Raw genomic sequence first — 13,177 nt, 5'->3', positions numbered from 1 at the left:
GACCGCGGATCCGCGAGGCCGTCCCGCCCGCTCCCCGCAGCCCGCCGCCGGAACCCCGGCAACTCCGGAACCAGCGCTGACTTTACGGCCCCGGCCCGGCCCGGGATCCGGGCACGCCTCAGACCCGGTCGGCGGTGACGGACCATACCGGCAGGAGCAGCCGGTTCTGCTCGTCGGCGGACAATCCGTCGACGAACTCCCGCCCGCCCGGGACGTGCAGCACGTCCACGATCCGGTGCAGGATGTCCCGGCTGAATCTCGGGGACACGGTGTAGGCGGCGTGCTTCAGGCCGCTGATCGACCAGCCCGCACCGGCGAAGGTGCTGCGCAGCTCTTCCTCGGAACAGCGGTTGGGCGCCGCGATTTCCTTGGGCACCAGGTCCGAGAAGCAGATCACGTGCAGCGTCGCTCCCGGCGTGCTGACGCGATGCAGCGTGGCGAGATACCGTTTCCGCTGCTCCGGTTCCAGGCCGTGATAGAGGGCGCTGTCGATCACGGTGTCGAAGCGGGCGTCCGCGTCGAGCCCCTCCAGGGTGATGGCGTCGGAGACGATGAACCGTACGTCGAGACCGAGCGCCGTCGTCTGTTCGGTGGCGCGCCTGATCGCATTGGGCGAGGTGTCGACAGCGGTGACCTGATGCCCCCGCCCCGCGAGGTACCGGGAATTTTCGCCCGTGCCGCAACCGAGATCGAGTACCTTGCCGTGAAATGCGCCGGATTCCTCGATCTCCATGAGCACCGGCTGCGGACCGCCGATGTCCCAGGGGATGATGTCCCCGCAGATCTCACGCAGCGGGGAGTTGGGGGCGTACAGCGCATCACCGCCGTAGCTGGGATCGAATTCGATGCGGGTCATTTTCGAGCTGTCGTCGAGCATGTTCCTTCTCCCGGACCTCTGTCACTGGTAGCTCTGGCTGGAGTTGGCGTCGGGAGGGCCACGTGGGGCAACTTCACAGTTGGGCGGATCGCTGCATGTGGCCTCACCGGGGAGAAATCTGATTTTCACCTATCTTGCCGTGTGCGGCATGGATGCGGAATTCCTCGAAACGGTGAAGATGGCCCTCCGAGATGCCCCTCGGCGTGTGGATTCAGAGGCTTGTGCTGCAAATGAGGATTCAGCTGTCCTGTGGTGCTGCTGTGTGAACTCCGCCGACGAGCGGAGGGTGGGTCGGTGCGCGACGGCAAGAATTACGGAATTGCCGCAGGGGGGCCGAGCGGTCGTCGGAATATGGCTCGGAAATTCAAATTCCGGCCTTCGGGGGCGTGTTGATCCTGGAGCCCGTGAAAAGACTGATCGTCAGGTCTCGGCCGGGCGGGCGGGTGCGGCGGCGGAGAACAGCCACAACCGGAGCCGTTGGGGTTCCCGGCGGCGGTGGCGCAGTTCGAGGCCGGCCGCCCAAAAGCAAAGGCAAGGAGAAAGCTCTCCTCGCCACTCTCAACATATAGCGCACCGGGGGGCTTGCGGCAAGGCCCGGGTGGTGGCGCAAAATCGTCGGCCGAGGCCACAACCTGCGGAAATGAGGGCACGACGTGCGTGTGTTGGCGACGGATGGGGGACGCGGTGACGTCGGACCGGCAGTGGGACCGGCAGTGCGGTCGCGAGTGCCGGGGGCGGCGGTACGGGGGTGCGCGCCGCCCGACCGGTCGGAGCGGTCGGCCGACGCGTCAGCGGACGGACAGCCGGAGCCGAGGACGTGCCCGACCGGAGGTCCGACCGAGCCGGCGGCGCCGGTGACGCGATCGGTCGCCGCGGTGCGAGGGCGCACGGCTGCCGCGGAGGTATCGCGATGACCGAGCAGTATGTGCGGGATCTGCAAGAGGTCGACGAGACGCAGGTCGCGGTCGTCGGCGGCAAGGGCGCGCACCTGGGCGGGCTGTCGCGGATCGAGGGCATCCGCGTACCGGGCGGCTTCTGCGTGACGACGGGCGCCTTCCGGCGGATCGTGGCGGCGGCGCCCTCGATCGGTGACCGGCTCGATCAGTTGTCGCGCCTGAACCCGGACGACCGGGAGGCGATCGGCACACTCAGTGCGCAGATTCGCCGGACCATCGAGGGGATCGCCATCCCGGGCGATCTCGCGGCGGCGATCACCCGCGCGCTCGCCCGGCACGGCGGGCAGGCCGCCTACGCCGTCCGATCCAGCGCGACGGCGGAGGACCTGCCGACGGCCTCCTTCGCCGGCCAGCAGGACACGTATCTGAACGTCGTGGGGCCGGCGGCGATCCTCCGGCACATCAGCCGGTGCTGGGCCTCGCTGTTCACCGAGCGGGCCGTGACCTACCGCCGGCGGAACGGCATCGACCACCGTACGGTCCACATGGCCGTGGTCGTGCAGCGGATGGTCTTCCCGCAGGCGGCCGGCGTCCTGTTCACGGCCGACCCCGTCACGGGCAACCGGACGGTCGCCACCGTGGACGCCGGCTTCGGCCTCGGCGAGGCCCTGGTCTCCGGCCTGGTGAACCCGGACGTCTTCACGGTGCGGCACGGCGAAGTCGTCGCCAGGGCGATCGCCGTCAAACAGCGTGCCGTGCACGCCCTGGCGGCCGGCGGTACGCAGGAAGTGGCGATCGACGCGCAGCGGCAGGAGCAGCCGGCGCTGACGGATGCGCAGGTCGTACGGCTCGTGCAGCTCGGGCGGCGGATCGAGGCGCACTTCGGCCGCCCGCAGGACATCGAATGGTGCCTGGCCGATGACGGCTTCCGGATCGTTCAGAGCCGGCCGATCACGACGCTGTTCCCCGTCCCCGGGACCGGCGACCAGGAGAACCACGTCTACGTCTCCGTGGGCCATGGGCAGATGATGACCGACCCCATGAAGCCCCTGGGGCTCTCCATGTGGCAGCTGACGGCCATGGTGCCGATGCACGAGGCCGGCGGGCGGCTGTTCGTCGACGTCACCCGGCGCCTGGCCTCGCCCGCGAGCCGCGCCGGCCTCCTGGACGCCATGGGGAGAGGCGATCCGCTGATCAGGGACGCGCTGGAGACCGTTCTCGACCGCGGCGATTTCGTCCCGTCGCTCCCGGACGGGGGTCCCGCCGGGCCGCCGGCCCGCGGCGCGTCCGCCCCGATCGAGACCGATCCGGCCATCGTCGCCGAGCTGATCGAGCGCAGCCAGGCGTCCCTCGCCGTCCTGCGGCGCGACATCCGGGCGAAGACCGGACCGGCGCTGTTCGACTTCCTGCTGGAGGCATTCGAGGAGCACAGACGAGTCCTCGGTGATCCGCTGAACGTTCAGGCGATCATGGCGGGGATGGAGGCCACGTGGTGGCTCAACGACAAGCTGCGGGAGTGGCTGGGCGAGAAGAACGCGGCGGACACGCTGACGCTGTCCGCCCCCGACAACGTCACATCGCAGATGGGACTCGCGCTGCTGGACGTCGCGGACGTGATCCGCCCGTGGCCCGAGGTGGTGGCGTTCCTGGCGGGCGTCGAGGACGAGGACTTCCTGGGCGAGCTGGCGAAGCTCGCGGGCGGGAGCGAAGCGCGCGACGCCATCGAGACCTACCTCGACCGGTACGGCATGCGCTGCGTCGGCGAGATCGACATCACGAGGCCGCGGTGGCGCGAGCGCCCCGGCACGCTCGTGCCCGTGCTCCTCGACAACGTCAGGAACTTCGAGCCGGGCGCCGCCGAGCGGCGCTTCGAACAAGGCCGGCGGAAGGCGCGGAAGAAGGAACAGGACGTGCTGTCACGCTTGCGGGCCCTGCCGGACGGGGACCGGAAGGCCGACGAGGCCAAGCGGATGATCGACCGGGTCCGTACCTTCATCGGGTACCGGGAGTACCCGAAGTACGGCATCGTCAGCCGCTACTTCGTCTACAAGCAGGCCCTGCTGGCGGAGGCCGAGCGCCTCGTGCAGGCCGGTGTGCTTCCCGAGAAGGAGGACATCTTCTACCTCACGTTCCAGGAACTCCACGGTGTCGTGCGCTCGCACCGGGTGGACGACCGGCTCATCGAGCGGCGCAAGGACGCGTTCCGCTCGTACCACGCGCTCACCCCGCCCCGGGTGCTCACCTCGGACGGCGAGGCCGTCACCGGGGCGTACCGGCGCGAGGACGTGCCGGCCGGCGCCCTGCTCGGCCTGCCGGTGTCCGCCGGGACCATCGAGGGGCGGGCGCGCGTCATCCTCGACATGGCGGAGGCCGATCTCGAAGCGGGCGACATCCTGGTCACGACCTTCACGGACCCCAGCTGGTCACCGCTGTTCGTCGCCGTCGCGGGCCTGGTGACGGAGGTGGGCGGCCTGATGACCCATGGCGCGGTGATCGCCCGCGAGTACGGCCTGCCGGCCGTCGTGGGCGTGGAACGGGCCACCCGGCTGATCCGCGACGGGCAGCGGATCCGTGTGCACGGAACCGACGGGTACGTCGAGATCCTGCCGTGACCGACGTCGCGGCGCGGCGGCGTTCTCCGCGTTCTCGGCCACCTGCCGGACCGCGCCCCGCGCGAGAGCCCGGGGCTAGAAGGGATACGCCGCCGGTGTCGCGCGGACCGTCGTCCAGCGGGTCTCGGTGAAGGCGTCGAGGTTGGCGTCGCCGCCGAAGCGGGCGCCGGTGCCGGAGCCGGCGAGGCCGCCGAAGGCCGCCACCGGCTCGTCGTTGACCGTCTGGTCGTTGATGTGCAGCAAGCCGGTGGGGATACGGGCGGCCAGGTCCAGGGCGCGGGCCGCGTCCCGGGTGACGATGCCCAGGGCGAGGCCGTACGCCGAGTCGGCCGCCAGGGCGACGGCCTCGTCGAGGGTGTGGAAGGCGCGGACCGGCGCCACGGGACCGAAGATCTCCTGGCCGTAGGCGGCCGAGGCACCCACCGAGCCCGGCCCGGAGCCGGTGCCACCGTCGGCGAGCACGGTCGGGCGGTAGAAGAGATCGCGGTGGGTGCCGCCGGCGGCGATCCGTACGCCGTCCGCGGCGGCGGCGCGCACCAGCGTGTCGATCCGGTCGAGCTGCCCGCGGTCGATGACCGGGCCGAGGTGGACCTGTGCGCGGTAGGGATCCCCGACGGTGAGCGCGTCGGCCCTGGCCGCCAGCCGTGCCACGTACTCGTCGTGGAGCGAGGCGTGTACGAGATGCCGGCCCGCCGTCATGCAGACCTGCCCCTGGTGGAAGAACGACGCCCAGGCGGCGGCGGACATCGCGGCGTCCAGATCGGCGTCCGCCAGCACGAGCAACGCGCTGTTGCCGCCCAACTCCAGGTGGGCGCGCTTGAGATGGCGCGCGGCCTGGGCGCCGACACGGCGGCCCGCCGCGGTCGAGCCGGTGAACGAGATGACCCGCACCCGTGGGTCCCCGATCAGCGCCCGGCCCGTACCGGCACCGCCCGGCAGGACGTGCAGCAGTCCCGCCGGCAGCCCGGCCGCGGCGAAGACGGCGGCCAGGACATGGCCGCCGCAGACGGCGGTGCGCGGGTCGGGCTTGAGGACGACGGCGTTGCCCAGGGCGAGGGCGGGCGCGACGGACCGGACGGCGAGCACCAGCGGGACGTTGAACGGCGCGATGACGCCGACGACGCCGGCCGGCACCCGGCTCGTGTACGAGAGGCGGGGCGCGGCGGACGGCAGGACCTGGCCCAGCGGGCGGTGGGCGAGCGCGGCCGCCTCGTAGCACTCCTCGGCCGCGGTGCGGATCTCGAACTCGGCCTTGCCCGGGATGCTGCCGGCCTCGCGGACGATCCACTCGGAGATCTCCGGCGCGTGCCGGTGGATCAGATCGCCGGCCCGGCGCAGCACCGCGGCCCGCTCCGGGTACGGCGTACCGGCCCAGTCCCGCTGGGCGCGGGCGGCACGGGTCGTGGCCCGCTCGACATCGGACGGGCCGGCGAGTGTGAGGACACCCAGCACCTCACCCGTCGCGGGTTCGACCGCCTCGGCCTCGCCGCCGCGCAGGGTGCGCCAGTTCTCCGGATCGAGCAGGGTCATCGCGCCAACTTCCGGTCGAGGGACATCAGTTGAGGGATGAGCGGGTGGTGGGTGCGGTCGCATCCTGCCGTGCGGGCAGCCGTCGTGCCACGGCGGGGGGCACTTCACGGCGAGGCGCGCCCCGTGGGCGGGCCGGCCCCGGCCGGAGCGCGCAGGTGGGCGCGGACACGGTGGTGGACGCGGTGACGGACGCGGCCGGCGGGGCGGTGGCGGCGCCGACACCTGGGCCGGGCCGCCGCCCCCGGGGACGTCCGCGGGGCGGCCGTACTCGCCCCGCGCCGATCAAGCCACTGGCCCCGGAACAAGTGCCCCTCCCGGCAAGCTCTGCCCCGTGCGGAGTGCCGCCCGGCACGTACGCGCACCGCCCGGCACGTACGCGCACCGCCCGGCACGTACGCGCACCGCCCGGCACGTACGCGCACCGCCCGGCACGTACGCGCACCGCCCGGCACGTACGCGCACCGCCCGGCACGCACGCACGCCGCCCGGCACGCACGCACGCCGCGTCGGCCGACAGCCCTGGCAGCTCCGCTACCAGGACTTCCGGCCGCCTTGCGACCGCACGCACCGGACGACGCTCCTCATGGGGCAGACATCGCCGGTCACGGCACTAGCGCTCCAGGACCAGGGCGAGGCCCTGCCCGACGCCGATGCAGAGCGCCGCGAGGCCCGTCCCCGAGCCGCGTGCGGCGAGCTGGTGGGCCACCGAGCCCGCGAGGCGGGCGCCGGACGCGCCCAGGGGGTGGCCGATGGCGATGGCGCCGCCGTGCGGGTTCACGACGGACGGGTCGAGCTCGGGCCACTGGCCGAGGCAGCCCAGCGCCTGCGCCGCGAACGCCTCGTTGAGCTCGAACGTCGCCAGGTCGGCGAAGCTCCGCCCGGACCGCTCCAGCGCGCGCCGTACCGCCGCCACCGGCCCCAGCCCGAACAGCTGCGGTTCGACGCCGGTCACCGCGCTCGCCCGGATACGGGCCAGCGGTTCGCGCCCGGTGGCCCGCAGGCCCTCCTCGTCGACCAGCAGCAGGGCCGCCGCACCGTCGTTGAGCGGTGAGGAGTTCCCGGCGGTGACGGTGCCGTCCGCCGTACGGAAGACCGGCCGCAGCTTGGACAGCGACGCCAGCGAGGAGGTCTCGCGGATGGTCTCGTCCCGCTCCAGCTCCACGCCCGGCACCGGGACGACCTCCGCGGCGTAGGCGCCCTCCCGCCAGGCACGTACCGCCTTCTGGTGGCTGGCCAGCGCGAACACGTCCTGCTGTTCACGGGTGATGCCGTACCGGTCGGCGATCTGCTCCGCGCCCTCGCCCAGCGCCACCGTCCATTCCGGGCGCATCCGCGGGTTGACCATCCGCCAGCCCAGGGTGGAGGAGTAGAGCTCCTGATGGCCCGCGGGGAAGGCCCGGTCGGGCTTGGGCAGGACGTAGGGCGCGCGGCTCATCGACTCCACACCGCCCGCCACCGCGATGTGCGCGTCGCCGTGGGCGATGGCGCGGGCGGCCTGGATGACCGCCTCCAGGCCGGATCCGCAGAGCCGGTTGACGGTCACGCCGGGCACGGTGACGGGCAGCCCGGCCAGCAGCACGGCCATCCGCGCGACATTCCGGTTGTCCTCGCCCGCGCCGTTCGCATCGCCGAAGCAGACGTCGTCGATACGGGCCGGATCCAGTTCGGGGGTGCGGTCGACCAGGGCCTTGACCACATGGGCGGCCAGGTCGTCGGGCCGGATGCCGGCCAGGGCGCCGCCGTACTTGCCGACGGGGGTCCGCACGGCATCGACGATGTAGACATCCCGTACGCGGTGGTCGGTCATCTGGCGGTGTCCTCGCTGTCCCGGCTCGACGGTCGGCGACCGGTCCGAAGATCACCGCCGCCCGCCCCGAGTCTTTGCCCGCCGCCGCGCGCTGTCAACGGGCAACGTACGGGTGTGACTCCGGCCGTGGCCACCGGCGGGCTCGTGGGCGGACTCTGAGAGAGTGGGGGCATGAGCGCAGCGCACACCAGTACGGGCCGGGCGCCCGGTCATGTCGTCGTCATCGGTGGGGGCATCTCGGGGCTGGCGGCCGCCCACCGCCTGCTCGACGGCGGGGCCCGGGTGACCGTGCTGGAGGCGTCCGGCCGGGTCGGCGGCAAACTGCACGCGGGCGATATCGCGGGCGTACCGGTCGATCTCGGCGCCGAATCGATGCTGGCCAGGCGGCCGGAGGCGGTGGGGCTCGCCCGCGCCGTCGGGCTCGCCGACCGGTTGCAGCCGCCCGCCACGGCCACCGCCGCCCTGTGGACCCGCGGCGCGCTGCGCCCCCTGCCCAAGGGCCATGTGATGGGCGTCCCCGGCGATCTCGGCCCGCTCACCGCCTCCGGCGTGCTCTCCCCGGCCGGTCTGGCCCGGATCGCCGAGGACGAGACGCTGGCGCGGACCGAGGCCGGCGAGGACGTCGCCGTCGGCGAGTACGTCGCGGCCCGGCTCGGCCGCGAGGTCGTCGACCGGCTGGTGGAACCGCTGCTCGGCGGCGTCTACGCGGGCGACGCCTACCGCATCTCGATGCGCGCCGCCGTCCCCCAGCTCTTCGACGCGGCCCGCGCCGAGCGCTCGCTGCTCCAGGGCGTACGGGCCCTCCAGGCGCGCACCGCCGCCACGACGCCGCCCGACGGGCCGGTCTTCATGGGCCTCGACGGCGGGATCGGGACGCTGCCGGTCGCCGTCGCCGACACCGTGCGCGGCGCCGGCGGCGAGATCCTGCTCCGTACCGCCGTGGACGAGCTGACCTGGCGCGGTGACCACTGGGCGGTGCGCGTGACGGAGCGGGGCGCCCACCGCGTCCTCGCGGCGGACGCGGTCGTGCTGGCCGCCCCCGCGGGCGCCGCGGCCCGGCTCCTGCACGACGGCGCCCCGGCCGCCGCCGCCGAGCTGGCGGGCCTTGAGTACGCCTCGATGGCGCTGGTCACGATGGCCTTCCGGCGCGCCGACCTGGACCGGGTGCCCGGCGGCAGCGGCTTCCTCGTACCGCCCGTCGACGGGCACCGGATCAAGGCATCGACGTTCGCCAGCCACAAATGGGGCTGGCTCGCCGACGCCGGCCCGGACCTCTTCGTGCTGCGCACCTCCCTCGGGCGCTACGGCGACACCGCCGACCTCGGGCGCGACGACGCCGAACTGGTCGGCCTCTCGCTCGCCGACCTCGGGGCGGCGGTGGGCCTGGCCGCGCGCCCGGTGGCGAGCACGGTCACCCGCTGGGACGGCGGTCTGCCGCAGTACACCGTCGGCCATCTGGACCGGGTCGCCCGGATCCGTACCGCGGTGGCGCAGCTGCCGGGTGCCCTGCGGGTGTGCGGCGCGGTCTACGACGGTGTCGGCATCCCGGCCTGCATCGGCTCGGCACAGCGGGCCGCCGACGAGGTCCTCGGCACCCTGCCGCAGGCCACCGCCCCCGGCGAGTGAGAATGGACGACATGACAGACGCTTCCGCCCCCGCACCCGAGAAGATCCCGAACGCCGGCAAGAAGGCGAAGGACCTCAACGACGTCATCCGCTACACCCTCTGGTCCGTGTTCACGCTGCGCGACGTCCTCCCGGAGGACCGCAGCGGCTACGCCGACGAGGTGGAGGAGCTGTTCGCCCAGCTCGCCGCCAAGGACGTCGTGGTGCGCGGCACCTACGACGTGTCCGGCCTGCGCGCCGACGCCGACCTGATGATCTGGTGGCACGCGGAGACCGCGGACGCCCTTCAGGAGGCGTACAACCTCTTCCGCCGCACCCGCCTGGGCCGCGCCCTCGCGCCGGTGTGGTCGAACATGGCGCTGCACCGCCCCGCCGAGTTCAACAAGTCGCACATCCCGGCCTTCCTGGCCGACGAGAACCCCCGCGCCTATGTGAGCGTCTACCCCTTCGTGCGCTCCTACGACTGGTACCTGCTGCCCGACGAGGACCGCCGCCGGATGCTCGCCGACCACGGCAAGATGGCCCGCGGCTTCCCGGACGTGCGCGCCAACACCGTGCCGGCGTTCTCGCTCGGCGACTACGAGTGGATCCTCGCGTTCGAGGCCGATGAGCTGCACCGCATCGTCGACCTGATGCGTCATCTGCGCGCCTCCGAGGCGCGTCTGCACGTCCGCGAGGAGATCCCCTTCTACACCGGCCGCCGCAAGCCGGTCGCCGAGCTGGTCGCCGGTCTGGCCTGACGCGGACGCGGCAGGGGCCGTCCCCGGGAACACCAGCGGTGTCCCCGGGGAACGGCCCCTGCCCCGGTCCGCCGCCGCACCGGCGGCCCCGGCTCGCTACTTCTTCTGCGGTTTCCGCTGCGCGTGCGCGTCCGCCACCGGCTCCGGGCGGGCCGCGCAGTACACGCGCTCCCCGGGGACCTTGCCGTCCAGCAGATACGCCTCGGTGTACTTGTTCACGCAGTCGTTGTCGCCGAGCGCGACGCCGTGCGTGCCCGCGCCGTTCTCGGTGACCAGGGAGGCGCCGGGCAGCCGCCGCTGGAGCTCCAGCGCACCCCGGTACGGCGTCGCCGCGTCCCGCTCGGCGGCCAGCAGCAGCACCGGGGGCAGCGCGCCGGGCGCGGTACGGACGTCGAGCGGGCGGCGCGGGTTGAGCGCGCTGTCGATACCGGTCGCGGTGGCATGGCCGGCGGCGGCGGCCAGCTTCTCCCCGGTGGCCGCCGTGCCCTCGTCGTGCCCGTCGTGCGCGGCGGCGCGGTCCGCCGCCTCGCCGGCCGCGGCGCCGATGCCGGCCGCGGCCGACTCCGACCGGTCGGGCCAGAAGGCGCACGGCAGGTTCATCCAGACGTTGTCCCAGGTCTCGAACGGCGCCAGCCGCGCGGCCTCGGTGTTGTCCCGGTCCCAGGTCTGCCAGTCCCGCGGCCAGGCCGCGTCGTTGCACTCGACGGCGGTGTAGACGGCGTTGCCGTTCTCCGCGGCCTTGGCGTTCTCGGGATGGGGCGACGCCTGGGTGATCAGGGGCTGCGGGTCACCGTGCAGATACGCCGAGAGCGCCGCGGCGCGGCTCGGCCAGTAGGCGTCGTTGTAGCCGGTCTTGAGGAACGCCCCCTGAAGCTGGCCGGGGCCGATCTTGCCGTTCAGCGGCGTCCGCCGGAGCTTCTCGACGACCGTGTCGTACGCGCCCCGCACCTGTGCCACGGTCGTGCCGAGGCGGTAGACGGCATGGTGTGCGGCGACCCACCGGGCCCAGTCGTTCCAGCGCCGCTCGAAGGCGATGCTCTGGTCGAGATTGTTGCGGTACCAGACCTGGTCGGGGTCGGGGTTCACCACACTGTCGAAGATCATCCGGCGGACGTGGCCCGGGAAGAGCGTCGCGTAGAGGGCACCGAAGTACGTGCCGTACGACGCGCCCATGAACGTCAGCTTCTCCTCGCCCAGCCCGGCCCGCAGCATGTCCAGGTCGCGGGCGTTGTTGACCGAGTTGTAGAAGGGCAGATCGGCGCCGGCGTTGCGGGCGCAGCCGCGCGCGTACTCCTCCGCCTCCGCCAGCTTCTCGCGCTTGAACTCCTCACTGGGGTACCGCGGGCTGTCGGTGGGGCTCTTGGCGAACTTCTTCGGGTCCTGGCAGGAGAGCGGCGCCGAACGGCCCACGCCGCGCGGCGCGTAGCCGACGAAGTCGTAGGAGCGGGCCGTCCTGCGCCATTTGGCGAGCGCGCCGTAGAGCGGGAAGTCCATGCTGCTCGCGCCGGGGCCGCCGGGGTTGAAGACCAGGGCGCCCTGCCGCTCCTCGGGTGAGGTGGCGCGGGACCGGCTGACGGTCAGGCTGATCTTCTTGCCGTCGGGGCGGTCGTAGTCGAGCGGGACGGTGAGCTTGCCGCACTCGACGGAGGACGGCAGGTGTTCCACCGCCGCGCACCGGCCGAAGACGATGGGGCGGACGGGGGCGGGTGGCGCGGCGGACGGCGCGGTGGCACCGCCCGCCGGCGCGGTGGTGAGGGCGGTCAGGATCAGCGACCCGATGGTGCCGTACAACGCGAGTGCTCTCACGAGCCGTCCCTTCGTATGGTGCGTGGCGCACCGCGAGGGGCCCGGGGCGCCTGGCCGCACGGTGGACATACAAAAGGGATAGTTGGGGCGGTGGTTGCCGATGTAAAGCACCGGTCGCGGGTGTCGGACGCTATGCCCCGGAAGAGTGGAGCGGGGCCGAAACCCCGGACGCCACGTCAGGCCGCGGGCTGCGCAATGCCGTTCGGCGGCCCTCCGTTCGGGCGACCGGTGCGGGGCGTCAGTCGCTGCTACTGCTGCCGCACGACGAGCCGCAGCTGGACCCGCTGCTGCAACTCGACCCGCTGCTGTCACTGGACCCGCCACCGCAGGACGATCCGCCGCACCCCGACCCGCCCCCGCATCCGGAGCTGCCGCAGCCGGACCCGCCGTCGGCGGAGCCGCACCAGGAGACGCCCGGTCCACCGTCCGAGAAGTCCCAGCCGGAGTCGGCCGAGGACGTGGTGGTGGACGAGGCGGTGGTGTCGCCCGACGCGACGGACACGCCGGCGGCGGTCGCCATGGCGGACTGCGCGTCGAGCAGCTGCTGTCGCAGCACCGCGTCGGCCACCAGCGCCGCACCGCCGAGCGCCACCACGATCGCGGCGGGCCGGACGGCGCCGCCGACGGCACCGGGGCTGTCGGTGGCGTGCGCGGCCCGGAGCGCGAGGGTGCCCGCGGGGGTGAGGCGGTTGCCGTGGGCCAGTTTGCAGAGGGAGCCGACGACGATGCCCAGGACGGCCGCGGGCGCGATCCGCAGCACGAACGGCACCGTGGACGCGTCGTCCCCGGCGGCCCCCGTGACCGTCATCAGCAGACCGCCGAGGAGCAGTACCGCGGAGGCCGCCACCTGGACGCGGGCCATCAGGAGCCAGCCCCGGCCCCGCCGCGGGCGCCGCATCAGACCGCGGTCCGCCAGCCGGTCGCCGGTCTCCTGCACCGCCGGGCTCCGCATCACCATGCCGCGCAGCCTGCTCAGCGCCCCGCCGGGCGTCCGGGCGAGCGCGTCCAGTACGGCCTGCTCGACGGGGTCGTGGGCGACGGCCCGGCGTACGGTCACCGCGCCGGGGCCGCCGACGGCCAGTCGGCCGTCCTCCTGCATACCGGCGATCGCGGCGTCCGTCACCCGTCCCGGCCCGCCGGCCAGGAACGCGATCTCCCACACGTCGTGGGTGGGGGCGTCCACCAGCCGGATGCGCGGTGTCCGGCGGGAGCGGACGGTGCCGATGACGAGCACCAGCGAGGAGAGGACGACTGCCAGGTACATCGATTGTGCCGGGGACACG

At 73.3% G+C, this 13,177-nt stretch carries 8 protein-coding genes; 3 read left to right on the top strand and 5 right to left on the bottom strand.

All coding sequences use genetic code 11. From position 1 onward, the window contains the following. Nucleotides 1–118 precede the first annotated feature (118 nt). Nucleotides 119–877, bottom strand: a complete 759-nt coding sequence (locus tag ACLJWH_RS25015) for a class I SAM-dependent methyltransferase (RefSeq protein ID WP_411143973.1) — start codon at nucleotides 875–877, stop codon at nucleotides 119–121. A 910-nt stretch (nucleotides 878–1,787) separates the two neighbouring features. Between ACLJWH_RS25015 and rph the strand changes: the two genes are divergently transcribed. Further along, a complete protein-coding gene (gene rph, locus ACLJWH_RS25010; RefSeq protein WP_411143972.1) occupies nucleotides 1,788–4,385 on the top strand; it encodes a rifamycin-inactivating phosphotransferase in 2,598 nt (865 codons plus the stop codon). A gap of 75 nt (nucleotides 4,386–4,460) precedes the next feature. Here the strand turns inward: rph and ACLJWH_RS25005 are convergent, their stop codons facing one another. Then, nucleotides 4,461–5,915: an aldehyde dehydrogenase family protein gene (locus tag ACLJWH_RS25005; protein WP_411143971.1), complete on the bottom strand. Its 1,455-nt coding sequence runs from the start codon at nucleotides 5,913–5,915 to the stop codon at nucleotides 4,461–4,463. A gap of 610 nt (nucleotides 5,916–6,525) precedes the next feature. Continuing rightward, a complete protein-coding gene (locus tag ACLJWH_RS25000; protein WP_411143970.1) occupies nucleotides 6,526–7,722 on the bottom strand; it encodes a thiolase family protein in 1,197 nt (398 codons plus the stop codon). Nucleotides 7,723–7,893: 171 nt separating this feature from the next. Here ACLJWH_RS25000 and hemG point away from each other — a divergent pair, with 171 nt between their 5' ends. Continuing rightward, nucleotides 7,894–9,348 (top strand): protoporphyrinogen oxidase, encoded by a 1,455-nt coding sequence (gene hemG, locus ACLJWH_RS24995; RefSeq protein WP_411143969.1) that lies wholly within the window; start codon nucleotides 7,894–7,896, stop codon nucleotides 9,346–9,348. 11 nt (nucleotides 9,349–9,359) lie between these two features. Beyond that, nucleotides 9,360–10,088 (top strand): hydrogen peroxide-dependent heme synthase, encoded by a 729-nt coding sequence (gene hemQ / locus ACLJWH_RS24990; RefSeq protein WP_411143968.1) that lies wholly within the window; start codon nucleotides 9,360–9,362, stop codon nucleotides 10,086–10,088. Between the two features lie 96 nt (nucleotides 10,089–10,184). Here the strand turns inward: hemQ and ACLJWH_RS24985 are convergent, their stop codons facing one another. Both ACLJWH_RS24985 and ACLJWH_RS24980 read right to left on the bottom strand, forming a co-directional pair. Next, on the bottom strand, nucleotides 10,185–11,894 hold the full coding sequence (locus ACLJWH_RS24985; protein ID WP_411143967.1) for an alpha/beta hydrolase: 1,710 nt from the start codon (nucleotides 11,892–11,894) through the stop codon (nucleotides 10,185–10,187). 238 nt (nucleotides 11,895–12,132) lie between these two features. Beyond that, the gene (locus ACLJWH_RS24980; RefSeq protein ID WP_411143966.1) at nucleotides 12,133–13,176 is read right to left on the bottom strand and encodes a TIGR04222 domain-containing membrane protein; all 1,044 of its coding nucleotides are present in this window, start codon (nucleotides 13,174–13,176) and stop codon (nucleotides 12,133–12,135) included. Between the last annotated feature and the right edge of the window lies 1 nt (nucleotide 13,177).

Origin of the sequence: Streptomyces sp. x-80 (assembly GCF_046549095.1) — a bacterium.
Taxonomy (GTDB): Bacteria; Actinomycetota; Actinomycetes; order Streptomycetales; family Streptomycetaceae; genus Streptomyces; species Streptomyces celluloflavus.
This window is presented reverse-complemented; position numbering and strand designations above follow the sequence as displayed.

What these genes read in the sequence shown, in the direction of transcription:
- ACLJWH_RS25015 (WP_411143973.1), bottom strand. Translation starts at nt 877, where the DNA reads ATGCTCGACGACAGCTCGAAAATGACCCGCATCGAATTCGATCCCAGC.
- rph (WP_411143972.1), top strand. Translation starts at nt 1,788, where the DNA reads ATGACCGAGCAGTATGTGCGGGATCTGCAAGAGGTCGACGAGACGCAG.
- ACLJWH_RS25005 (WP_411143971.1), bottom strand. Translation starts at nt 5,915, where the DNA reads ATGACCCTGCTCGATCCGGAGAACTGGCGCACCCTGCGCGGCGGCGAG.
- ACLJWH_RS25000 (WP_411143970.1), bottom strand. Translation starts at nt 7,722, where the DNA reads ATGACCGACCACCGCGTACGGGATGTCTACATCGTCGATGCCGTGCGG.
- hemG (WP_411143969.1), top strand. Translation starts at nt 7,894, where the DNA reads ATGAGCGCAGCGCACACCAGTACGGGCCGGGCGCCCGGTCATGTCGTC.
- hemQ (WP_411143968.1), top strand. Translation starts at nt 9,360, where the DNA reads ATGACAGACGCTTCCGCCCCCGCACCCGAGAAGATCCCGAACGCCGGC.